The 21902-nt window shown below is 59.7% G+C and carries 21 protein-coding genes; 13 read left to right on the forward strand and 8 right to left on the reverse strand.

From position 1 onward, the window contains the following. The first annotated feature begins 5 nt into the window (after positions 1 to 5). From AB4K19_RS18985 to AB4K19_RS19025, 9 genes are all read left to right on the forward strand, one after another. A complete protein-coding gene (locus AB4K19_RS18985) occupies positions 6 to 1676 on the forward strand; it encodes a thiamine pyrophosphate-dependent enzyme (RefSeq protein WP_436398562.1) in 1671 nt (556 codons plus the stop codon). Positions 1677 to 1853: 177 nt separating this feature from the next. Beyond that, on the forward strand, positions 1854 to 4718 hold the full coding sequence (locus tag AB4K19_RS18990; RefSeq protein WP_375229800.1) for a monovalent cation/H+ antiporter subunit A: 2865 nt from the start codon (positions 1854 to 1856) through the stop codon (positions 4716 to 4718). A gap of 1 nt (position 4719) precedes the next feature. Then, positions 4720 to 5076: a Na+/H+ antiporter subunit C gene (locus tag AB4K19_RS18995; RefSeq protein WP_375229801.1), complete on the forward strand. Its 357-nt coding sequence runs from the start codon at positions 4720 to 4722 to the stop codon at positions 5074 to 5076. After that, positions 5073 to 6614, forward strand: coding sequence for a monovalent cation/H+ antiporter subunit D (locus AB4K19_RS19000; protein ID WP_375229802.1), 1542 nt, complete (start codon positions 5073 to 5075; stop codon positions 6612 to 6614). Before AB4K19_RS18995 ends, AB4K19_RS19000 begins: the two co-directional genes overlap by 4 nt. A gap of 1 nt (position 6615) precedes the next feature. Continuing rightward, on the forward strand, positions 6616 to 7119 hold the full coding sequence (locus AB4K19_RS19005; protein WP_375229803.1) for a Na+/H+ antiporter subunit E: 504 nt from the start codon (positions 6616 to 6618) through the stop codon (positions 7117 to 7119). Continuing rightward, complete coding sequence (locus AB4K19_RS19010) at positions 7116 to 7403, forward strand: K+/H+ antiporter subunit F (RefSeq protein WP_375229804.1); 288 nt, start codon at positions 7116 to 7118, stop codon at positions 7401 to 7403. The genes AB4K19_RS19005 and AB4K19_RS19010 overlap by 4 nt, the downstream gene beginning before the upstream one ends. Beyond that, positions 7400 to 7789, forward strand: coding sequence for a monovalent cation/H(+) antiporter subunit G (mnhG, locus tag AB4K19_RS19015; protein ID WP_375229805.1), 390 nt, complete (start codon positions 7400 to 7402; stop codon positions 7787 to 7789). The genes AB4K19_RS19010 and mnhG overlap by 4 nt, the downstream gene beginning before the upstream one ends. Positions 7790 to 8041: 252 nt before the next feature. After that, positions 8042 to 9817 (forward strand): aspartate--tRNA ligase, encoded by a 1776-nt coding sequence (gene aspS / locus AB4K19_RS19020; protein ID WP_375229806.1) that lies wholly within the window; start codon positions 8042 to 8044, stop codon positions 9815 to 9817. A 41-nt stretch (positions 9818 to 9858) separates the two neighbouring features. Beyond that, the gene (locus tag AB4K19_RS19025) at positions 9859 to 10569 is read left to right on the forward strand and encodes a GNAT family N-acetyltransferase (protein WP_375229807.1); all 711 of its coding nucleotides are present in this window, start codon (positions 9859 to 9861) and stop codon (positions 10567 to 10569) included. A gap of 9 nt (positions 10570 to 10578) precedes the next feature. Here the strand turns inward: AB4K19_RS19025 and AB4K19_RS19030 are convergent, their stop codons facing one another. Then, positions 10579 to 11298, reverse strand: coding sequence for a response regulator (locus AB4K19_RS19030; RefSeq protein WP_375230939.1), 720 nt, complete (start codon positions 11296 to 11298; stop codon positions 10579 to 10581). Positions 11299 to 11462: 164 nt separating this feature from the next. On the opposite strand from AB4K19_RS19030, the gene mce reads away from it, so the two are divergent. Next, on the forward strand, positions 11463 to 11867 hold the full coding sequence (gene mce / locus AB4K19_RS19035) for a methylmalonyl-CoA epimerase (protein WP_375229808.1): 405 nt from the start codon (positions 11463 to 11465) through the stop codon (positions 11865 to 11867). A 9-nt stretch (positions 11868 to 11876) separates the two neighbouring features. After that, complete coding sequence (locus tag AB4K19_RS19040; RefSeq protein ID WP_375229809.1) at positions 11877 to 12173, forward strand: DUF1467 family protein; 297 nt, start codon at positions 11877 to 11879, stop codon at positions 12171 to 12173. Here the strand turns inward: AB4K19_RS19040 and AB4K19_RS19045 are convergent. From AB4K19_RS19045 to AB4K19_RS19060, 4 genes are all read right to left on the reverse strand, one after another. Further along, complete coding sequence (locus AB4K19_RS19045) at positions 12109 to 12828, reverse strand: EI24 domain-containing protein (RefSeq protein WP_375229810.1); 720 nt, start codon at positions 12826 to 12828, stop codon at positions 12109 to 12111. The two genes, AB4K19_RS19040 and AB4K19_RS19045, sit on opposite strands and share 65 nt — an antisense overlap. Next, positions 12825 to 13403, reverse strand: coding sequence for a nitroreductase family protein (locus tag AB4K19_RS19050; protein WP_375229811.1), 579 nt, complete (start codon positions 13401 to 13403; stop codon positions 12825 to 12827). The genes AB4K19_RS19045 and AB4K19_RS19050 overlap by 4 nt, the downstream gene beginning before the upstream one ends. Positions 13404 to 13421: 18 nt before the next feature. Further along, positions 13422 to 14522 (reverse strand): class II histone deacetylase, encoded by a 1101-nt coding sequence (locus tag AB4K19_RS19055; RefSeq protein ID WP_375229812.1) that lies wholly within the window; start codon positions 14520 to 14522, stop codon positions 13422 to 13424. 77 nt (positions 14523 to 14599) lie between these two features. Beyond that, positions 14600 to 15079: a VOC family protein gene (locus tag AB4K19_RS19060; protein WP_375229813.1), complete on the reverse strand. Its 480-nt coding sequence runs from the start codon at positions 15077 to 15079 to the stop codon at positions 14600 to 14602. 193 nt (positions 15080 to 15272) lie between these two features. Between AB4K19_RS19060 and AB4K19_RS19065 the strand changes: the two genes are divergently transcribed. After that, positions 15273 to 15803, forward strand: coding sequence for a hypothetical protein (locus tag AB4K19_RS19065; RefSeq protein WP_375229814.1), 531 nt, complete (start codon positions 15273 to 15275; stop codon positions 15801 to 15803). Here AB4K19_RS19065 and trpS read toward each other — a convergent pair. Continuing rightward, positions 15800 to 16816 carry a tryptophan--tRNA ligase gene (gene trpS / locus AB4K19_RS19070; protein WP_375229815.1) on the reverse strand — a complete coding sequence of 339 codons (1017 nt, stop codon included), beginning with the start codon at positions 16814 to 16816 and terminating at the stop codon, positions 15800 to 15802. The genes AB4K19_RS19065 and trpS overlap by 4 nt on opposite strands. Positions 16817 to 16898: 82 nt before the next feature. On the opposite strand from trpS, the gene AB4K19_RS19075 reads away from it, so the two are divergent. Next, on the forward strand, positions 16899 to 17585 hold the full coding sequence (locus AB4K19_RS19075; protein WP_375229816.1) for a rhomboid family intramembrane serine protease: 687 nt from the start codon (positions 16899 to 16901) through the stop codon (positions 17583 to 17585). Here AB4K19_RS19075 and murJ read toward each other — a convergent pair whose 3' ends face one another. Together murJ and AB4K19_RS19085 are read right to left on the reverse strand one after the other, a co-directional pair. Then, positions 17586 to 19127, reverse strand: a complete 1542-nt coding sequence (murJ, locus tag AB4K19_RS19080) for a murein biosynthesis integral membrane protein MurJ (protein WP_375229817.1) — start codon at positions 19125 to 19127, stop codon at positions 17586 to 17588. It abuts the gene before it with no gap. Further along, positions 19124 to 21901, reverse strand: coding sequence for a [protein-PII] uridylyltransferase (locus AB4K19_RS19085; protein ID WP_375229818.1), 2778 nt, complete (start codon positions 21899 to 21901; stop codon positions 19124 to 19126). The genes murJ and AB4K19_RS19085 overlap by 4 nt, the downstream gene beginning before the upstream one ends. Between the last annotated feature and the right edge of the window lies 1 nt (position 21902).

A 21902-nucleotide genomic window follows, 5' to 3' on the forward strand; every position in this document is an offset into this window, starting at 1 on the left:
CTCAGATGACACAACGGCACGGCGGACAGGTTTTGATCGAATCCCTGGTGGCGCTCGGGGCCCGGCACAGTTTCGGTGTGCCTGGTGAAAGCTATCTGGCCGCACTGGACGCTATGCATGACACCGCAGGTGTTTTCGATTTCACCCTGTGCCGTCAGGAAGGCGGTGCGGCATTTATGGCGGCCGCATACGGAAAACTGACCGGCCAGCCCGGTATCTGTTTCGTCACGCGGGGACCCGGAGCGACCAACGCGTCGATCGGTGTTCACACCGCAATGCAGGACAGTGTGCCGATGCTGCTCTTCATCGGGCAGGTAGGCGCGGATATGAAAGACCGTGAGGCGTTTCAGGAGATCGACTACAGAGCATTTTTCGGAACCGTTGCGAAATGGGCCACGGAAATTCCCGATGTGACCCGCATCCCTGAGTATGTCGCGCGGGCATGGAGCGTTGCGCTTTCCGGCAGACCCGGCCCTGTCGTCGTGGCACTGCCCGAAGATGTTCTGTCTGCTGTCTCCGACATTCCGCCTCTCAGAAAACCGGTCGCGATACCGGAACCTGCCCCGTCACAGGATGCGGTTGCAGATATTGCGGCTCGGCTGGAACAGGCGGAACGTCCGTTGATCATTGCAGGCGGGCAGGGCTGGACAGAAGACGGTCGCGCCGCGCTGCAGCAGCTGGCAGAGGCGTCAGATGTGCCTGTCGTAACCGCGTTCCGGTTTAACGATCTGATGGACAATCACAGCCCGCATTATGCTGGTGAGGCCGGTGTCGGGATGCACCCGACGACGCAGGCTCTGATCCGGGCCAGCGACGCTGTTCTGGCCATCAACGTGCGCATGGGAGAGATGACGACCGGCGCTTATGAGCTGCTGGATGTACCATATCCGGCGCAGTCTCTGTTCCATGTGCACACGTCGGACAGAGAGTTGGGTAAGGTCTATGTTCCTGATATTGCTTTGCATTCTGGGCCGAACAATTTCTGTATGGCGCTTGCCGGTGTCATCCGCGAAAGATCAGACAGCGCATGGCGGTCGCAGGCCCGGAAAGGTTTTGAGGCAACGCTGGATGTCCCGGCGCAACCTGGTCCGGTTGATATGGTCCGCATCATGGCGCATCTGCGCGACCGTCTGCCTGACGATGCGATCCTGACCAACGGAGCTGGCAATTTTGCGTCCTGGCCGGGCAAATTCTTCCTCTATGGCCCGGACCAGAGGCTTCTGGCGCCACAGTCGGGGGCGATGGGATTTGGCGTTCCGGCAGCGATCGCAGCGAGGGTCGCTGATCCGTCGCGCACTGTGGTCTGCTTTGCTGGAGACGGGGATTTCCAGATGACCTGCCAGGAACTGGGCACCGCAGTTCAGGCGGGTGCACAACCGATTATCCTGATCCTTAACAACGGGGTCTACGGGACAATCCGCATGCACCAGGAAGCCCATTTCCCAGAGCGGGTATCGGGCACCACGCTGGAAAACCCGGACTTTGCAGCACTCGCGGCTTCCTACGGTTTTCATGCTGAGACCGTTCAGAGCACGACTGAATTCGAAGCTGCTTTTGAACGGGCGATGGCCTCTGAAACGGGGGCCGTGCTCGACCTGCAGGTCGCGGCAGAAGCGCTCACGCCAGGTCGCACCCTGAGCCAGATCCGCGAGGCGGCGCTCCGGTCAGCAGAATGAAAAGCGCCAGCGATATGGGCCGTTGATACACCTCAGACCGCAGGTTTTCGGGCGAGTCATGCTTTGTTCTGCGGTTTTGACGGAAAAACCGACAAAATTTCTCGGTTTCCCTTGAGATCAGGCGGAAAGTGACACATTTACAAACGAACTTTTTTGGCCTGCAGATCAGGAGTTCGCGTGTCCCTCTTCCTTATCGTCGCCCTGCCATTCCTCGGAGCACTGCTTCCCGGACTGATGAATTCAGCGGGGCGTCAGGCCTGTGCCGGCATCACGTTTACTGTGACGCTTGCGGCTTTTATCGGGCTGCTGACGAACGCACCGGCTGTTTTTGCCGGTGAAGTTGTTCAGGCCGGCGTCAACTGGCTGCCTGCGCTGGGAATGAACTTTACGCTGATGCTCGATGGGCTTGGCTTCTTCTTCGCGCTTCTGATCCTTGGTATTGGCCTACTGATCATCACGTATGGCCGGTTTTATCTCTCACGCGACGACAATATGGGTGAGTTTTTCACCTATCTGCTGCTCTTTCAGGGCGCGATGGTCGGGATTGTTCTGAGCGACAACATCCTGCTGCTGCTCGTCTTCTGGGAACTGACTTCGCTGTCGTCATTCCTTTTGATCGGCTACTGGAAACACCTGCCTGAAGGGCGGCAGGGTGCCCGGATGGCGCTGACCGTAACGGGAATGGGCGGCCTTGCCATGGTCGGTGGCATGCTGATCCTTGGCCAGATTGCGGGCAGCTATGATCTGAGTGTTATTCTCCAGAACCGCGAACTGATCCAGGAAAGCCCGCTTTACCTGCCTGCGCTGCTGCTGATCCTGCTGGGGTGTTTCACCAAGTCTGCGCAGTTCCCGTTCCATTTCTGGCTGCCGCACGCAATGGCAGCCCCTACGCCGGTTTCCGCCTATCTGCACTCAGCCACTATGGTGAAGGCCGGTATCTTTCTTATGGCCCGCATGTGGCCTGTGTTGTCCGGGACGCCGGAATGGTTTGTGATCGTGACGACCGCCGGTCTGATCACGATGGTGATCGGTGCCTTCATCGCGGTCTTTAAACATGATCTCAAAGCGCTGCTGGCCTTTTCGACGGTCAGCCATCTGGGCCTGATCACCATGCTGCTCGGGACCGGCACCGCGTTCGGGGCGATGGCTGCTGTTTTCCACATCCTGAACCACGCGACATTCAAAGCGGCGTTGTTTATGTCTGCCGGGATCGTCGATCACGAGGCGCACACCCGCGACATCCGCAGGTTGGGCGGGCTGCGGCATCTGATGCCGATAACCTTTGTCATCGCGACCGTTGCGGCGCTCTCGATGGCGGGCATTCCGTTGCTGAACGGCTTCCTGTCCAAGGAGATGATGCTGGAGGAAGCGCATCATACCGTGCTCTTTGGTTCGCACTGGCTGGTGCCTGCGCTTGCAGTGGTTGGGTCGCTCTTTTCCGCGGCCTATTCCTTCCGGCTGATCGCGCATACCTTCTTTGGCCCGAAGCGGGACGATTATCCCGCGAAGCCGCATGATCCGGGCCCGGGTATGTGGATGCCGCCTGCAATTCTGGTGGTCCTGGTGGTGGTGATCGGTGTGGCGCCGTTCCTTGTACAGGATTTCGTTTTCATGGTCGCCAAAGCGGTGATCGGAGACGTAGCACCTCTTGAAACCAAATACATCAAAATCTGGCACGGCCTTGTTCCAGCGCTCTTTATGTCGATGGCCGCTGTGGTTGGTGGTCTTCTTCTGCTTGCCGCTTTCCGCCCCGCCCTGCGCCTGTGGGACGCAGCTCCCCGCCCGGAGGCAAAAACAATCTTCGAAGCGCTGATCGCAGGGGTGGTCGCGGCAGCACGCGCATTCACCCACAAACTGCACAATGGTGCTTTCTCGCGCTATGGCGCGATCATGGCCGTTACTGTTATCGCTGCGGGTTACTTTGCGTGGACGACCGGTACTGTCGGCGCCGCGACCCGTGAAATGCAGCCTGCCGGTCCGGTGCCGATCGCTGGCTGGGTGATGCTGGTCGCCGCGACCGGCGCGCTGGTGTTCCAGCACCGCAACCGGCTTCTGTCGCTGATCCTGATCGGGATCGCCGGACTGATGGTCTCCGTAGGGTTTGTGTTCTTCAGTGCGCCGGACCTTGCGATGACACAGATCACGGTGGAAGTGGTCACGATTATCCTGCTCCTGCTGGCACTGAACTTCCTGCCGAACCATACGCCGGTCGAAAGCGATGTAATGCGCCGCACAAGGGATGCGGTTGTCGCCCTTGCGGGTGGTCTTGCGGCAATGGGCCTGTCGTTCCACTACCTGATGCGGGAGGCCGTAACGACGCCGATCTCTGAATTCCACCTCGCCAATTCCTACAAAGGCGGTGGCGGTACGAATGTCGTCAACGTTATCCTCGTCGATTTCCGGGGCTTTGATACCTATGGCGAGATTATCGTGCTGGGGATCGCCGCCCTGCTGATCTATGCGCTTACCGAAACGCTGCTGTCCGGTCCGGTGCGCGCGCGCCTGCTGAACCGCAAACCCGATAAGCCGCTGGCAGGCGACATGCACCCGACCATGATGGTCGTCCTGACGCGCGTGATCATGCCCGTTGTGCTGATGGTCGGCTTCTACATCTTCCTGCGGGGCCACAATGAACCGGGCGGTGGATTCATTGCCGGTCTCGTCGTATCGATTGCCGTGGTGATGCAGTATATGGCCAGTGGTTTCAGCTGGACGTCTGCGCGGCTCAGATATCCCTATCATGGAGTGATCGGTGCCGGTGTGCTGATCGCCGGCCTGACCGGGATCGGATCCTGGTTTGTGGCCAAACCTTTCCTGACCTCGGACTTTACTTATGTACGTATCCCTCCTTTCCAGGAGTTCGAACTGGCGACGGCGGCGCTCTTTGACCTCGGCGTCTTCCTTGCGGTGGTCGGTGCTGTGATGCTGTCTCTTGAAAGCTTCTCTAGACTGGCAAGACGCGCCCACGTGCGCGACAGCGAACACCCGATGGACATCGATCCGTCGCGTGACGACCCGGAGACTGCAGAGGGGAGGGCATAACATGGAACTTCTCGTTGCATCTGCAATCGGTGTGCTGACGGCAGGCGGTATCTATCTGATGCTGCGGCTGCGCACTTTCCCGGTCATTCTGGGTATTTCGCTGCTGACCTACGCGGTGAACATCTTTCTGTTTGCTTCCGGCCGCCTGACCGTCGGAGCGCCACCCATCCTGCAAAAGGGAGTGGAGACATATACCGATCCGCTGCCCCAGGCGCTGGTGCTGACCGCGATTGTGATCTCGTTCGGCATGACGGCTGTTGTGGTGATGATCGCGCTCGGGGCGTATCTGGGCTCGGACGATGACCATGTGGATGACCCAGCCGGATCTGCAGGATCCGACGGGAGGGACGCGACATGATACACTGGATCATCGCCCCCGTCGTTCTGCCCGCACTGCTGGCGCCCTTTATTGTCCTTGCCGCCCGCTACCACCTTGGCATTCAGCGAGTGTTCTCGGTCGTGGGTGTGCTGGCACTCATCGTGATCACGGCCGGCCTCGCATGGCAGGCCTCGGATGGGACGGTCACTCTCTACCAGCTCGGTGACTGGGCCGCACCGTTCGGCATTGTTCTGGTCGCGGACAAGCTCTCTACCATGATGGTTCTGCTGACCGCAGTGCTCGCATTGTTTGTGCTGCTGTATGCCATCGGGTCCGGCTGGGACGACCGGGGCCGCCATTTCCATGCGCTCTACCAGTTCCAGTTGATGGGGATCATGGGGGCGTTCCTGACGGGTGACCTCTTCAATCTCTTTGTCTTCTTCGAAGTTCTGCTGATTGCGTCTTATGGCCTGATGATCCACTCGGGCGGTAACGCGCGCCTGCGTGCGGGTGTCCAGTACGTCCTGTTCAATCTGCTGGGGTCGACGCTGTTCCTCTTTGCTCTGGGATCGGTCTACGCCGAGACCGGGACGCTGAATATGGCGGACCTCGCACAACGTGTTGCCCTTGTTGATCCGGCGGAAACCGTGGGGATTCGTGTAGCTGCCGTTCTGCTGCTTCTGGTGTTTGCCATTAAGGCGGCTCTGGTTCCGCTGCATTTCTGGCTGCCATCGAGCTACGCTGAAGCACCGGCGCCTGTCGCGGCACTGTTCGCGATCATGACCAAGGTGGGGGCCTATGCGATCATCCGGGTTTACACCATTGTGTTCCCGCCTGATCTGGAGGCCACGGCCGGTCTGCATGATACGTGGCTGCTCCCTGCGGCTCTGATATCGCTGGCAATCGGCATGGTGGGTGTGCTGGCCGCACGGGAACTGAATCGCCTCGTGGCTTTTTCCGTGATCGGGTCCATGGGCATGGTGATGATTTCCATCTCGCTGTTCACCCCGGTCGGTATCGCGGCCACGCTTTACTACATCGTGCACTCGACCTTGGCGGCCGCCGCGCTGTTCCTGATTTCTGATCTGGTGCGCACCGGGCGTCGCGACCTGTACCTGACGCCGCAGCCACCGGTTGACGGAGGGACTGCGACTGCAATTCTGTTTTTTGCAGCCGCCATCGCAATGGCCGGCCTGCCGCCGCTCTCGGGTTTTCTGGGCAAGCTCCTCGTGATGGATGCTGCTTTCGCATCACCGCAGGTCGCCTGGATCTGGGCCGTCATCCTGATTTCCAGCCTCGTAAGTGTGGTCGGGTTCGCCCGGGCTGGCAGTGTGGTTTTCTGGAAATGCCGCAGCATCGAACCGGACCCGGAAGCGCCTGAACCAACAACTCCGACGGTCCTGTCGTACGTTGCGGTCGCCGGTCTGATGGCGCTGCTTGTTGCACATACGGTGTTCGCAGGCCCGGTGCACCGGTATACGACCGGAATTGCTGCGGATCTCTTCGCGCCGGACGCCTACATTTCAACAGTGCTTGAGACGCCGGGGAAACTGAGCAAACCGAAGGAAGGGCACTGACATGTTAGGCAGAGCTTTTAACTGGCTGGTCCCACACCCTCTGGTGACGCTTCTCCTGGCGGTTGTCTGGACCCTGCTCCAGAACAACGTCTCGGCTGGCATGGTCGTTTTCGGGTTTATCCTCGGGATCATCATTCCCTGGATGACGTCCATCTGGTGGCCGGAATCGCCGCGCGGTTTTCACATGGGTCGCATGATCCGGTACAGCATCGTGGTGATCTGGGACATTCTCGTCGCCAACGTTCAGGTTGCGTGGATTGTTCTGACAGTGCCGAACTCGAAACTGAAACCCGCCTGGATCGTTATCCCGCTGGAACTGCGACAGCCTGAGGCAATCACGGTTCTGGCCGGAACAATCACGCTGACACCCGGTACTGTTTCCGCGGACCTTTCCGATGAAGGGCACAGTCTGTTGGTGCACGTTCTGCATACTGATGATCCGGATGCTGTGTGTCGTGACATCAACACACGCTACCAGCAGCGCCTGAAGGAGATTTTCGAATGAGCTTTGCAGCTGAACTTCTCGACATTGCGGTGATCGTTGCCTTTGTTGCGGTGGCGGTCGGGCAGATCCTCGCGATGGTCCGGCTGGTCATCGGCCCGGAGACAGGCGACCGCATTCTGGCGCTTGATACAATGGTCGTGAACGCAATCGGCATGATCGTTCTGCTGGGCATATCCCAGGGCACCGGCATTTATTTCGAGGTTTCGCTGATCATCGCGATGCTCGGGTTTGTGTCGACCGTTGCCTACACGCGCTTTGTTCTGAGGGGGGACATCATCGAATGACGCTCGAACTCATCGGAACCTGGGCAACAGCCCTTTGCCTGCTCGTCGGGGCAGGGTTCACACTGGTCGGATCTATCGGCCTGCTGAAATTCAACGACTCTATGACCCGTCTGCACGCACCGACCAAAGTTGGCACGGTGGGGGTTGGCGCTTTGTTGCTTGCCTCTGTCCTTTACTCCTTTACCTTCGAGGAAGGGTCGTACCACGAGCTTCTGATCATGGGCTTTCTGTTCGTGACAGCGCCGATTTCCGCGAACTTTATCGCCAAGGTGAACATTCACCGCCGGTCCTGCGAGACGCCTCCGCCACCGCCTCAGGATGATACCTGGTCCACGCTGAATGTACCCGCAGCGGATCAGCATACGGAGGCCACGTCGCAGAACTGACCCGCCCGGCCAGGCGGGTAGCGATCTGACCTGTGCGACCTCAAGGCCGTCAGTCGTCTGAGCCGTGCTCTGCGCTGTGGCGATGAGGCTGAGTGCATGGCTGGATGTTGCCCTTATCTCTGCCGGATCGGCCTGAACGCTGCGGTGCGCTGACATCTTCGATAAATGCACAACTACGCCCCCGATCTCCTTGACTTCCGGCGCGTGAGCGAGTGTATCTGGCCGGAAATCTGACCCCCGGAGGGATACACTATGCACGCCTATCGCAGCCATTCCTGTGCCGACCTGACCGTAGAAAATGTCGGGCAGACCGTTCGCCTGTCCGGGTGGGTGCACCGGGTCCGAGATCATGGCGGCGTTCTGTTCATCGACCTGCGCGATCACTATGGCGTCACACAGGTTCTGTGCGATCCCGACAGCCCCGTGTTTGCTGAGGTCGAAAAAGTGCGCGCCGAATGGTGCATCCGTATCGACGGCGAAGTCAAAGCGCGCGACGCGTCGCTGGTAAATGACAAGATCCCCACAGGTGCAATCGAGGTATTCGTGCGTGACATCGAAGTGCTCGGTGCTGCGGGTGAACTTCCGCTGCAGGTGTTCGGGGATCAGGAATACCCCGAAGAGACACGCCTGCGGTACCGTTACCTGGACCTGCGCCGCGAGAAGATGCAGAAAAACATGGCTCTCCGGTCGGATGTTGTGGCGTCGATCCGCCGCCGCATGTGGGACACCGGATTCCGCGAATACCAGACCCCGATCATCACAGCCTCGAGCCCGGAAGGCGCGCGTGATTTCCTCGTGCCCAGCCGACTGCATCCCGGGAGATTCTATGCACTGCCTCAGGCCCCGCAGCAGTTTAAACAGCTGCTGATGGTGTCCGGTTTTGACCGCTATTTCCAGATTGCGCCCTGTTTCCGTGACGAGGATCCGCGTTCGGACCGCTCGCCGACAGATTTCTACCAGCTCGACCTGGAAATGAGTTTTGTGACCCAGCAGGATGTATTCGATGCAATCCAGCCTGTGCTGACCGGTGTCTTCGAAGAGTTCGGTGGTGGCCGGCCTGTGGACCAGGAATGGCCACAGATTTCCTACAAAGACGCGGCTCTCTGGTATGGGTCTGACAAGCCTGACCTGCGCAACCCGATCAAGATGCAGGTTGTGTCCGAACATTTTGCCGGCTCCGGTTTTGCGATTTTCGCCAAACTGCTTGAGCAGGAAGGTACTGAAATCCGCGCAATCCCCGCGCCAACAGGTGGCAGCCGCAAGTTCTGCGACCGGATGAACGCTTTCGCCCAGAAAGAGGGTTTGCCCGGGATGGGCTACATCTTCTGGCGCGATCAGGGCAATGGTATGGAAGCCGCTGGCCCACTGGCCAAGAACATCGGTCCGGAACGCACTGAGGCGATCCGCCAGCAGCTTGGTCTGGGCGTCGGTGATGCGGCCTTCTTCCTTGGCGGCAAACCCAAGGCTTTCGAAGCGGTTGCCGGTAAGGCCCGCAACGTGATCGGCAGTGAGCTTGGTCTGACTGATGAAAACCGTTTCGCTTTTGCCTGGATTGTCGATTTCCCGATCTATGAAAAAGACGAGGAAACCGGCCGCATCGATTTTGAGCACAACCCGTTCTCGATGCCGCAGGGCGGTATGGAAGCGCTGGAAGGGGATCCGCTTGCCGTGCGGGGCTATCAGTATGACCTGGCCTGCAACGGGTACGAACTGGTGTCCGGCGCAATCCGGAATCACCGCCCGGAGATCATGTTCAAAGCCTTTGAAATCGCAGGCTACGGTGAGGATGAGGTGCGCAAACGGTTTGGTGGTATGGTCAATGCTTTCCAGTACGGCGCTCCGCCACACGGTGGCTGTGCCGCGGGTATCGACCGTATTGTGATGCTGCTGGCTGATGAAAGCAGCATCCGCGAAGTCATCCTGTTCCCGATGAACCAGCGCGCCGAGGATCTGATGATGGCAGCACCGTCAGAACCGATGAGCGACCAGCTGATGGAACTGGGACTGCGCGTTGTCCCGCAGGACTAGGGCATCCGGAGCACAAGCGCAGTATGAGCACAGATCGGCACATGCCACAGTTTGGGGCACCGGTTCCGGGATGGACCCCGCCACCGGCGCCGCAGGGTGATGCCATGCGTGGGCAGTACGCGACGCTCGAAGCGCTGGATCCGGCGGTGCATGGGGATGATCTGTATCAGGCCTATATCGGCGGGGAAGCCGTCTGGGACTATCTGCCGTACGGGCCTTTCCCGGACGCAGGCAGCTACAGGGACTGGCTATGTCAGACGGTCGCAAACACCTCCCATCTTTTCTATGCAATCCGGAATGAGACGACAGGGCGCTGGGAAGGCGTTGCAAGCTATCTTCGCATCGACCCCGCTAATGGTTCGATTGAAGTAGGCAATATCAACTACAGCCCGGCCCTGCAGAGAACCCGAGCTGCGACCGAGGCGATGTATCTGATGATGCAGTGGGCTTTTGAGAATGGCTACCGCCGCTACGAATGGAAGTGCAATGCGCTCAACGTGCCATCCCGCAGAGCGGCGCAGCGGCTTGGATTCAGTTATGAGGGCGTGTTTCGCCAGGCGACCGTTGTCAAAGGGCGGAACCGGGATACGGCCTGGTTCGCTGCGATCGACAGCGAGTGGCCCCGGCTTCAGCAGGCATTCCGGACGTGGCTGTCGCCAGATAACTTTGACGCAGAAGGTCGTCAGATTGCGGTTCTCGGCCGGCTGACGGCACCGGTGCGCGTAAGCGCGGATCCATTGTTCGGAAACTGACGGCCCGGGTCAGATCGCCAGTTTTCGCGTCAGCCGCTGTTGTATCAGATCAGAGAGCCGGGCCGCTTCGTTTTTGGCGGACTGTCCGGCTGCGCGTTTCGCCGCGATGGCTGCTGCCGCCGCTTCAAGCCCATCGTCACTGGCTGAGCGGGCGACACCGCCGAGGAACTGCGCAACGTAATCCAGTGTTGTCCCATCCGTCTGTTCATCGAGCACGCCTGCGATGTGCGCCATGTCGTCCTGGAATGCCATGATATCCGGGCTGATCTGATCGTCCGGAAGCTCGCGCAGGCCAGCCGGTTGGCGATCGGGCGGCAGATTGGAAAGCACTGACTGCTGGAAAACCGACAGCGAAGTAATTGGCTTTGGCAGGAAATCATCGGCGCCGGCGGCAATACACAGGGCCTCGCCATCAGGGTCGCCGGATGTTCCCAGGACGACATCGACCCGTGGATCACCGGTTGCCAGTTCCGAGATCAGATCAAGACCGTTGCCATCCGGCAGGCCAATATCCACGATGACCACCGAAGGCCGGTAAACCTGAAGATGTCTGCGGGCCGATTTGATGCAGTCCGCCCGGCGGATACGCGCGCCGCTGCGCAGACACAGAAGCCTCATGGCTTCGCAGGCATAACGGCTGTCTTCGATGACCAGCACAGTCAGACCGAGCAGCGGCCGCAGGGCCGTCGGCGCTGGTATTGCCGGTGCAAAAGGGTCTGTTTCGTCCATCATTACCTCCAGGCGGGTGACTCGCTTGTGCGACTCAGAATGGCGATACTTGGCTAACAGCCGGTTAATATGCGTTTCCCACCGTGACTGCGGCGGTGCGTCACTTGCGCAGCGCCCCTCCGCGCAGCATATACGCAGCAGAACTCACCACAGGAGCTGGACAGATGATTGGTCGCCTGAATCACGTAGCCATAGCCGTACCCGATCTCGAAGCTGCGTCCGAGCAGTACAGAACGGCGCTGGGTGCCAGTGTCGGTGCTCCACAGGATGAGCCGGATCATGGTGTCACGGTCGTTTTCATTGAACTGCCGAATACAAAAATCGAACTGCTTTATCCCCTTGGCGAGAACAGTCCCATTCAGGGCTTTCTGGACAAAAACCCGGCCGGGGGCATTCATCACGTGTGTTACGAGGTCGACGATATTCTGCAGGCACGGGACCATCTGGTGGAAACCGGGGCCCGCGTGCTGGGCACAGGCGAGCCGAAGATCGGCGCACATGGCAAACCCGTGCTGTTCCTGCACCCGAAAGATTTCAACGGCTGCCTTGTAGAGCTTGAGCAGGTCTGAGGAGGCGGTATGGGGATCACATCTGCACTGGTACTTTTTGCGGTCATCTGGTCGATGACGTTCCTTATTGTGCTGCCGATACGGGTCAAAACGCAGGGCGATCTGGGTCAGATCGTGCCAGGCACACACGCGGGCGCGCCCGAAGTGCACAACATCGGCAAGAAGGCAAAAATCACCACCGCGGTCAGCCTTGTCCTCTGGGCGATCATCTCCGGGATTATCCTGTCTGGGGTGATCTCAGTCAGGGATCTGGACTGGTACGGTCATATGGGGCCTGAGGTGCCAGCCGATGGAACAGATGGGTAAAGGTCGCGGCGCCAAGGATTGGTATCAGCAGGTTCAGCAGCGGAACTGACAGCGGTACTGCCATCAGAATGCCAGCGATCCAGATGCGAAGCAGATGACGCCTGCGCAGGTCTCTGGCTTTGCGACGCCCCACACGCCGGATCGCTGCCAGCGTGAAGTATTCGCGTCCCAGAAGGAAACCGTTGAGGCCCCAGAAGATAAACGGCGCGAACGGTGCGAAGATGACGTAAAGCACAAGCGCGACGAGGTTCGCGAGGATCAGTACGCCCAGAAAGCTGAAGGTATCACGCAGCGCGTCCGTCAGGGGCACCGGGTGGGCGGGTCCGAGCCTCGGATAGTGCTCATCCTCGACGGCCTGCGCGACGGTTTCCAGAAACATCGAGGTGATGGCCGAGGCCACCGGCACCATCAGAAAGATGGAAAGTACTGCGAGAAGAAATGCGGAGCCCCAGCTTGCGAGATCGTTCAGCCAGGTGACTTCGCCGATAAAAGGCAGCGTGGCCTGATCGCCGACGAGCCAGCCGATGAGCCAGACGAAACCTGCCGAAGCGCCAATGAGAAGCGCCAGTGTCAGTGCAATTCCCAGCAAAAAGACACGCCGGAAACGCGGATCGGACAGCTGCCCGAGTGATCGGAAGAACGCGTCAAGGATCATGCCGTTATCCGGGTTGTGATCGCATCGAGTTCCGGCCTGGGTCGTTCCGGCGGCGGTGCAGTTTCTGTCGCAATATGAATGAAGCCTGCAATCCTTTCATGCGCCTCAAGCCCAAGGGCATCCGTCATGAAGCCCCGATCATGGCTGGGCCAGCCCGAAAGCCAGTTAGCGCCCCATCCTGCGGCAAGTGCTGCATTCAGCAGCGCCAGACATACAGCACCGGCGGAATAGGTCTGTTCAAGTGCGGGGATTTTCTCGGATGGTTTTTGAACTTCGATAACGGCCACAGCCAGAAGACCCTGATCAAACTGGTTCCGGCCCTTGGCTGTCTGTTCAGTGTCCAGCCCCAGCGCGGCCCCGCGTGCGCTGACCACATCTGCCAGACGGCCCATGGCGCCGTGTTCGATCACAATGAAACGCCACGGCTCCAGTTTGCCATGATCCGGCGTCCGCGCGGCCGCCTGCAGAAGAGGCGCGAGTTCTGCCGGGTCCGGTACGGGGAGTGTCAGGGTCTTTGCAGGACGCGAGCGCCGTGTCTGAAAGAATTCGGTAGCGCCAGGGTTTGGTGCGGGCATGTAGGTCTCTCCGTTTGCTCAGAGCAGGCTGGCCAGATGATCTATTTCAGATTTCAGAAACGCGTCAAACCTTGGCCCGGGCTGACGGATGCCCAGTGCATGCGCCATCGGATCGGGTGCTGATCTGGAACTGTCTGACAGGGCTTCCAGCGTCGCATGCCCGCAGAAGGGGACATAGACTTCCGAATATCCCCCCTCGTGCACAAGAACGAGGCGTCCGTCACAGAGTGTCTCGGCGGCCTGCCGGACACGTTTGGTCATCTCGCGGAAGGTTTCCGCGGTTGCGAGCATTCTGGCCAAAGGGTCGATGGCTGACGCGTCAAACCCACAGGCAACGATGATCACATCCGGCTGGTAAGCCTCGATCTGTGGCAGAATGACCGTGTCCATCGCGTGCAGATAGGCGGTGTGCCCTGCTCCGGCGGGCAGTGGCAGGTTGACGTTGTATCCCATCCCCGCACCTTTGCCGCGGTCAGTTACGGCCCCGGTATCCAGCGGGTAGTTGCCCTCCTGATGCATCGACAGCGTCAGAACGTCGTCGCGCTCGTAAAAAATCGCTTCTGTCCCGTTGCCGTGATGCACATCCCAGTCGAGCACCACAAAACGTTCCGCCAGACCTTTCGCCCGGGCGGATTCGATTGCGATGGCAATATTGGCCAGCAAACAGAAACCGTTCGGGAAATCCGGCAGGCAATGGTGTCCGGGCGGACGGGACAGGGAATAGGCGTTTGTGACCGAGCCCGTCAGCACATCCTGAAGTGCAGTCCGTGCAAGACCGGCGGACAGGGCGGCAATTTCATAGCCCCCGCGGGCAAAGGGCGTCGCCCGGCCGATCTCGCCACCGCCTGCGTCAGACATCTCTTTGAAACGGTCGAGGTAATGCGCCGGGTGCACGCGCAGCAGCTCGTCACGCGTTGCGGCGTCGGCGTTGCGCATGTCCAGATCGGCTGTAATGCCGGTCACCTCCATCAGGTTTTTCAGACGGCGTTTGGTTTCCGGATTTTCTGGCAGACCGCCCGCCGCGAGAGGCTGAACATGCCCGCCCAGCGGGATCGTGAACGCGTAATTTCCACCAGCATGCCAGAAACACCGCTCATCATGGTAAAATCCGGTTGTCATCGTCCCGCCCCTGCGCAATTTCTGCCGCGAAACTGACCCATGAGGTCAGAATTGTCCATCGGCCAGCGGCGGCATTGTTATGCGGCTTCGCGGATGATCGCATCAACGTCCAGACGGTCGTTGACCATAGCCAGTGAACCATCGTCACGTCTGGGCCAGTCCTCGGGCGCGCGGTCGCGGTAGAGTTCAACACCATTGTCATCCGGGTCCCGCAGGTAAACCGCTTCGCTGACACCGTGATCGGCTGCACCATCCAGAGTGTATCCAGCGTCCAGCACGCGTTTAATCACGGCTCCGAGCGCTGCCCGGTCGGGGTAAAGAAACGCGCTGTGATACAGACCGGTGGTCCCGTCTGCCGGCGCGGACCCGCCCTTGCTGTGCCAGGTGTTGAGACCGATATGATGGTGATATCCGCCTGCACCCAGGAAGGCCGCTTCATTGCCAAAGCGCTGTGTCAGCTCGAAGCCAAGCAGATCCCGGTAAAAACCCAGAGCGCGGTCAATGTCTGAGACCTTCAGGTGAATATGTCCTACGGATGGATGTGGTGCTTTGGTCATTCCGGCTTCCTTTTTATGACGCTGGTCAGCCTGAAATATTGGCGCAGGTTTGCGTTTGCCAGATGCACGGCTGCGCATCACCTGTGCACTGCTGCAACTGAAGCATCGGCAGTTTTTCGCTTTATACGGGAGGTGGCTGAGACAGATTGCGCCAGGTGTGCTATTTTCTCCTTTGTTCTGAGGGGGTAAGGAAATGTCACGTTTTGCGAAACTGCCAACGTTGCCTGAACTGATGCAAACCGTCACGCAATCCAGACACACAGGGCTCGTCGCTCTGTGTGCTGCAATTGTGCTCAGTATTGCGGTGTTGTGGACGGCGTTTTTCTTTATTGTCGTGTCCGGACTGATCGGCGCAGGCGCCGGAATCTGGCTGCATTTCGGTCAGAACAGAGATAACCCGGTCCAGGTACTGCGCCCGGTGCAATGGATGAAACGCACAACAATTGTCTTTCTGGTCAGCGCCGCCGGATTGCTGTTCTCACTCGGTCTGTTTTTCTCTGGTCTTTTCACACCGGATTCCAGACCGGTGTTGTCCGGCCTATATATGACAGGCGCAAACGGTCTGTTTTCTTTCAGTGCAGCGTTCTTTACTGCCGGGCTTCTGGTCGTCGCAGATGCCCGGGAACGGATGCTGGCCGCCGATCCGGTACAGATGCACAGCTGGCATCAGACCGCGCGCCCGGTCAGCTTCACGTTTCTGCTGCGCAGCCTGCGGAAGGCTTAACGCACCATCCCCATGATTTCGTAAGTGCGTGCCAGAATCGGTGCGGTGATTGCGCGTGCCTGCTCTGCGCCGCGTGCCAGGATACGGTCGATCTCTGACGGATCGTTCATCAGTCGTGCCATCTCTCCGGAAATCGGCGACAGTTTTGACACGGCCAGCTCTGCCAGCTGCGGTTTAAAAGTGCCGAACTGCTGACCGCCTACATCCTTCAGCACGTCCTCAACGCTTTGCTCGCTCAGGGCGGCATAGATGTTCACGAGGTTCCTTGCTTCGGGCCGGTCTTCGAGGCCGGCGACCTCAGATGGCAGCGCGTCGGGGTCCGTTTTGGCCTTGCGGATCTTCTTTGCGATTGTGTCTGCGTCATCGGTCATGTTGATGCGGCTCGCATCCGAAGGATCGGACTTTGACATCTTCTTTGACCCGTCGCGCAGGCTCATCACACGCGTTGCGGCCCCTTCGATCACCGGTTCGGTGATCGGGAAGAAGTCCACGCCATAGTCATGGTTAAACTTGGTTGCGATGTCGCGCGTCAGTTCAAGGTGCTGCTTCTGATCTTCGCCCACAGGGACATGGGTGGCATGATAGATCAGGATGTCGGCGGCCATCAGTGCCGGATAGCCAAACAGACCCAGTGACACGTTCTGTGCGTTCTTGCCTGCTTTGTCCTTGAACTGGGTCATCCGCTGCATCCAGCCCATGCGGGCGACGCAGGAAAAGACCCAGCCCAGCTGGGCATGTTCAGGCACCTGGCTCTGATTGATCAGAATCGATTTTTCGGGGCTCAGCCCGGATGCAATAAAGCCCGCCGCCAGTTCGCGGGTGTTCCGCGTGAGATCTGCAGGGTCCTGCCATACGGTGACGGCATGCAGGTCAACCATGCAATAGACCGTCTCGATCCCTTCGTCCTGCATCTGGACAAAACGCTTGATGGCGCCCAGATAGTTGCCCAGCGTCAGACCGCCCGACGGCTGGATGCCGGAAAAGACGCGCGGTGTGAATTGCGGGGTGGTCATGCTGTGGCTCCATTCCTGACTGGCAATACGGCTGGGCGTGGCTTACCCATGGGGCACAGTATCGTCAAGGAATGCCACGCATATGGATGACTATCGCGAAGCGCCGCCGGTAAACCCACTGCCGCCTGTTGTGGTGGTCCTGTTTCTGGCTATGGCCATTCCCGAGGCGCTGTTCTCTCTGGGAGCGGCCGGTCTGCTGGGTGGCCCGGAAGCCGTGGGCTGGCGGCTGGACTACGTCCAGCGCTACGCGTTTTCCGGCGATATCTTTGACTGGATGGTTCTGAACGGGCGCTGGCCCTCTGAACATCTGCTGCGGTTCGTGACCTACAGCTTTGTGCATTCCGGTTTTACTGCGGCTCTCTTTGCCATTGTGCTGACCCTTGCGCTGGGAAAAATGGTCGGCGAGACGCTGGGACAGCTTGCGGTGGTGGTGCTGTTTTTCGGTGGTGCTGTGTTCGGCGCACTGATCTATGGCCTGCTGCTGAACGATCCGGCGTGGATCGTCGGCGGCTTTCCGGCCGTTTACGGGCTGATCGGCGGATATTCGTTTGTGATGTGGCTGAAACTCAGTCTGGCGGGAGAGCAGCAGATGCGCGCCTTTTCTCTGATCGCCATGCTCATGGGACTGCAACTGATCTGGGGTGTCTTTTTTGGCCCCTCGACAGAATGGGTGGCCGATCTGGCCGGTTTTGCCTTTGGCTTTTTAGCCTCTGCCCTGCTGGTGCCCGGCGGGATGACACGCCTGATCCGGGCGCTGCGCCGGGACTGATCAGCGCCGTCGCAGGGCGGCTCGGAATTCAGCGATACGGAATGCGCCGATCAGCTGGCCCATACCGAAATAGACCAATACGCCAATGCCGATGAGCGCGGCCAGTGCGAGCGCGCGCCACCACGGCATACCGAGGAACGGATTGAGAATGGACGCGGCACTCCAGAGTACAAGCGCCATCACGACAGAGGCGACGACCATGCGCCAGATACGCTGGCGGAACCGGTCGTCGAAACGTGCAACCTCGCCGTACTGTCGCGCACCGGTCTGCAGCAACAGCACCATCGCCCAGGCGGCCACCGTTGTAGCGATCGCCGGGGCCAGCCAGCCGATCACGGGAGCCAGTCCGATGGCCAGCCCTGCGTTGATCACCATTGATACCACTGCGTAGTGAAACGGCCGCCGCGTATCCTCGCGGGCAAAATAGAGCGGTTGCAGGATCTTCTGCAGCACAAAGGCCGGCAGACCCAGGCCGTAGATCGCCACAGCGCTGGCAATGGCGGCGCTGTCGTCAGTGGTCGCGGCACCCCGTTCGAACAGCACAGAAACAAGAGGGAACGGAATGACGATCAGCGCGAAAGCTGCCGGGATCGTCAGCGCCAGCGATATCTCGCCAGCGCGGCTCAGAGCGATACGGGCACCGGTATCATCCTGTGCCTGCAGCTTGCGCGACAGATCGGGCAACAGAACCACCCCCACGGCGATACCGACAACCCCCAGTGGCAGCTGATAAAGACGGTCGGCGGCAAAGAGCCAGCCCACAGCCTTGTCAAAGTAACTGGCGACCTGCTGGCCAACGAGCAGATTGATCTGGACCACGCCACCGGCAAGTGCCGCGGGCACGGCCACGCGTATCAGGTTCCGCATCTGAGGTGTCAGGCGTGGCCGCCGGATGCTGATATTGAACCCGGCACGCCGGACCGCAACCCAGAGCAGGATAAACTGGGCAACCCCGGCAAGCGGAATGGCCCAGATCAGGGCGCGCGCGATGTCACCGCCAAGGGTCGCCGCAGCGAACATCGCGGCGATCAGAAAGATATTCAGCAGAACCGGCGCCGCAGCAGCTGCCGCAAAGCGGCCGGACGCATTCAGCATGCCGGACAGCAAGGCGGCTAGCGAAATGAAGAGCACATAGGGAAAAGCGACGCGCCCGAACTCCACGGACAACGTAAACTCTTCCTGCCCGGCAAAACCTGATGCGATTCCGTAAATCAGCCAGGGCATCGCGGCCATCGCCACGAGGGTCAGGGCAATCAGGACAAAAGCCAGCCCGGCAAATGCGTCCGAAGCAAACCCGTCCGGATCATCGCCACTTTCGACACGTTTCGAAAACATCGGCACGAAGGCCATGTTGAATGCGCCCTCGGCAAAGAACCGGCGAAACATATTGGGCAGGCGGAAGGCCACCACATAGGCCTGATAGAGCGGTCCTGTACCCAGATAAGCGAGGATCATGGCATCGCGGATGAATCCCAGCACGCGCGACATCAGGGTCCAGCCGCCGACGGTGAAGAAGCCGGACATCAGGCGGATGGGCTTCATTCTCTGGCCCTTTCGACACCTTCATCGATGGCTTGCAGCAGCTTTTTCTCGAGTGTGCGCTGTTTGCTCTCGGAATGGTACTTCAGGCCGAACATGTCCTTGACGTAGAAGGTGTCCACGACCTGTTCGCCATAGGTCGCGATCACAGCATTGGCGATATACACGTTGGAGGCTGCCAGCGTGCGCGCCAGATCATAAAGCAGGCCTGGCCGGTCCCGTGTATCCACCTCGATGATCGTGTAGATTTCTGAACCTTCGTTGTCGAAGGTGATATGCGTGGGCACGCGGAAGGCGCGTTCGCGTTTCTTGACCTTGTCGCGGTCTTTCAGGGCGTCACGCGCCACAACCTCGCCCATCAGGGTCCGTTCGATCATCCGGCGCAGACGCGGCAGGCGCGAGGCGTCATAGGGGTTTCCGTCCGCGTCCTGGATCCAGTAGGCGTCTGTGACGAACCCGTCCTTGGTCGTGTAGCTGCGCGCGTCCACAACGTTTGCACCAACAAGCGCAAGTGCGCCGGCGAGACGGGTGAAAATACCCGGGTGGTCGGCCATGACGAAGCAGGCGCGCGTGGCATCCCGGTCTTCGTCCGGGTGCAGGTCGATGAGGATTTCGTCCTCTTTGATGTCGCGCAGCATCCCGGCAAAGGTGGCATGTGCGGTGACATGCAAACCCTGCCAGTAGGGGTCGTAGTGACGCGCGGTCTCTGCCTGCAGATCCTTGCGGGGCCAGTCGCTGAGCGCCTCGCGCAGGGCGCGTTTGGCCTCGGCACCGCGGTTTTCGCGGTTAAGATCCTCAAGCCCTGTTTCCAGCGCCTTGCGGGTCTGTCGGTAAAGCGCGCGGATCAGCACCGCTTTCCAGTTGTTCCAGGTATCCGGGCCCACGCCGCGGATGTCACAAACAGTCAGGACGCAGAGCAGATCGAGCCTTTTGACCTCGCGTACTGCCTTGGCAAATTCACGCACTGTCCGCGGGTCTGCGATGTCACGCTTCTGGGCCATGTCCGACATCAGCAGGTGATAGCGGACAAGCCATTCGACGGTGTCCGTGTCCGCCTTGTTCAGTCCCAGCCGGGGTGCGATTTTCCGTGCCATCTGCGCACCGAGAATGGAGTGATCCTCGGGACGGCCTTTGGCGATGTCATGCAACAGCAGGGCGGTGTAGAGCACCTTGCGGTTCACACCTTCCTTGAGGATCGAGGAGGCCACCGGCAGGTCCTCCTCCAGCTCTCCCCGCTCAATCTGGCTCAGCGTCGTCACGCACTGAATGATGTGCTCGTCCACAGTATAGGAGTGATACATGTTAAACTGCATCATCGCGACGATGAACTCGAATTCTGGGATGAATGCGCCCAGCACGCCCAGCTCGTTCATCCGCCGCAGCGCACGCTCCGGGTTGCCGTGTTTGAGCAGAAGATCAAAGAAAATGCGCCGCGCTTCGGGTGAGGTGCGCATGTCGTCATCGATCAGGTCGAGGTTTGCCTTTACCAGCCGCATGGCATCGGGGTGGATCAGCATGCCCGTTCTCAGGCCCTCTTCGAACACCCGCAACAGGTTCAGTTTGTCGGACAGAAAAGCCGTGTCGTCGCTGATCGCAAGCCGGTTGTGAACCACCTTGTAGCCCTCGCGGGTGCGCGGACGACGCCGGAATATCCGCTCCAGCAGCGGGTCGGCTTTGACGTGGTCGGCTTCCATTTTCGTCAGGAAGATGCGGGTCAGATCGCCCACCTCAGTGGCATGCAGAAAGAAGGCCTGCATGAAAATTTCAACGCCCCGCCTGCCGGTTGCGTCCTCATAGCCCATGGCCTCGGCCACCTGGACCTGCATATCAAAGGTCAGCTGCTCTGTTGGCCGGCCGCTCAGCAGGTGCAGGTGCCCCCGCACAGCCCACAGAAAACTCTCAGCGGATACAAAATTCTCATATTCTTCAGCAGTAAAGACGCCGAGACGCACGAGCTCGGCGGTGTCCTTGACCCCGTGCACGTATTTGGCAATCCAGTAGAGCGACTGAAGATCGCGCAGACCGCCCTTGCCCTCTTTGACGTTGGGTTCAACAACGTACCTCTGGCCGTGCTTTTTGTGACGGGTCTCGCGTTCGGCCAGTTTGGCTTCGACGAAGGCGCGCTCTGATCCGGCGAAAAGGTCTTCGCGCAGTTTCCTGCCGAGTTTTTCAGCCAGCTCTTTTTCACCTGCCAGATACCGTTGTTCCAGCAGTGCCGTGCGGATGGTGAAATCCTCGCCCCCCAGCCGCAGGCACTCTTTGATGGTCCGGCTGGCGTGGCCGACCTTCAGTTTGAGGTCCCACAGCATGTACAGCATCGTTTCGATGACGCTTTCCGCCCAGGGGGTCATTTTGTAGGGCGTCAGGAACAGGAGATCGACATCTGAAAAGGGGGCCATTTCGCCCCGGCCATACCCCCCGACCGCGATTACGGAAAGATGCTCGCCCGAAGTGGGGTTGGGACGCCGGTGCAGGACTTCAGTCGCAACCCAAAGAACGGTGCGTACCAGCTCATCTGTCAGATAGGTATAGGCCCGCGTCATCGGCCGCGCCGCAAACGGGTTTTCAGCAAATGCCCGTGCTATGGCCTCCCGGCCCGACGTTTGAGCATCCCGCAATGCGGAAACTGTTTCCGCGCGGGTCTCGGCATCCGTCAGATCACGGTTAAAAGCCTGCCGCAGCCGCGCCATTACCCTGTCGCGGTCAAAAACAGCCTCAGTCGGGCAGATCAGATCGGGTGTGTCCGCAGGGGCCTCCTGCGGTTCTGGGAGAGACATG

The organism is Roseobacter phycocola, from assembly GCF_042055075.2.
Lineage (GTDB): Bacteria > Pseudomonadota > Alphaproteobacteria > Rhodobacterales > Rhodobacteraceae > Roseobacter.

Excerpts from the sequence above, each read along its gene's own strand:
- AB4K19_RS18985 (WP_436398562.1), top strand. The coding sequence starts at position 6 with ATGACACAACGGCACGGCGGACAGGTTTTGATCGAATCCCTGGTGGCG.
- AB4K19_RS18995 (WP_375229801.1), top strand. The coding sequence starts at position 4,720 with ATGGAACTTCTCGTTGCATCTGCAATCGGTGTGCTGACGGCAGGCGGT.
- AB4K19_RS19000 (WP_375229802.1), top strand. The coding sequence starts at position 5,073 with ATGATACACTGGATCATCGCCCCCGTCGTTCTGCCCGCACTGCTGGCG.
- AB4K19_RS19005 (WP_375229803.1), top strand. The coding sequence starts at position 6,616 with ATGTTAGGCAGAGCTTTTAACTGGCTGGTCCCACACCCTCTGGTGACG.
- AB4K19_RS19010 (WP_375229804.1), top strand. The coding sequence starts at position 7,116 with ATGAGCTTTGCAGCTGAACTTCTCGACATTGCGGTGATCGTTGCCTTT.
- mnhG (WP_375229805.1), top strand. The coding sequence starts at position 7,400 with ATGACGCTCGAACTCATCGGAACCTGGGCAACAGCCCTTTGCCTGCTC.
- aspS (WP_375229806.1), top strand. The coding sequence starts at position 8,042 with ATGCACGCCTATCGCAGCCATTCCTGTGCCGACCTGACCGTAGAAAAT.
- AB4K19_RS19025 (WP_375229807.1), top strand. The coding sequence starts at position 9,859 with ATGCCACAGTTTGGGGCACCGGTTCCGGGATGGACCCCGCCACCGGCG.
- AB4K19_RS19030 (WP_375230939.1), bottom strand. The coding sequence starts at position 11,298 with ATGGACGAAACAGACCCTTTTGCACCGGCAATACCAGCGCCGACGGCC.
- mce (WP_375229808.1), top strand. The coding sequence starts at position 11,463 with ATGATTGGTCGCCTGAATCACGTAGCCATAGCCGTACCCGATCTCGAA.
- AB4K19_RS19040 (WP_375229809.1), top strand. The coding sequence starts at position 11,877 with ATGGGGATCACATCTGCACTGGTACTTTTTGCGGTCATCTGGTCGATG.
- AB4K19_RS19045 (WP_375229810.1), bottom strand. The coding sequence starts at position 12,828 with ATGATCCTTGACGCGTTCTTCCGATCACTCGGGCAGCTGTCCGATCCG.
- AB4K19_RS19050 (WP_375229811.1), bottom strand. The coding sequence starts at position 13,403 with ATGCCCGCACCAAACCCTGGCGCTACCGAATTCTTTCAGACACGGCGC.
- AB4K19_RS19055 (WP_375229812.1), bottom strand. The coding sequence starts at position 14,522 with ATGACAACCGGATTTTACCATGATGAGCGGTGTTTCTGGCATGCTGGT.
- AB4K19_RS19060 (WP_375229813.1), bottom strand. The coding sequence starts at position 15,079 with ATGACCAAAGCACCACATCCATCCGTAGGACATATTCACCTGAAGGTC.
- AB4K19_RS19065 (WP_375229814.1), top strand. The coding sequence starts at position 15,273 with ATGTCACGTTTTGCGAAACTGCCAACGTTGCCTGAACTGATGCAAACC.
- trpS (WP_375229815.1), bottom strand. The coding sequence starts at position 16,816 with ATGACCACCCCGCAATTCACACCGCGCGTCTTTTCCGGCATCCAGCCG.
- AB4K19_RS19075 (WP_375229816.1), top strand. The coding sequence starts at position 16,899 with ATGGATGACTATCGCGAAGCGCCGCCGGTAAACCCACTGCCGCCTGTT.
- murJ (WP_375229817.1), bottom strand. The coding sequence starts at position 19,127 with ATGAAGCCCATCCGCCTGATGTCCGGCTTCTTCACCGTCGGCGGCTGG.
- AB4K19_RS19085 (WP_375229818.1), bottom strand. The coding sequence starts at position 21,901 with ATGTCTCTCCCAGAACCGCAGGAGGCCCCTGCGGACACACCCGATCTG.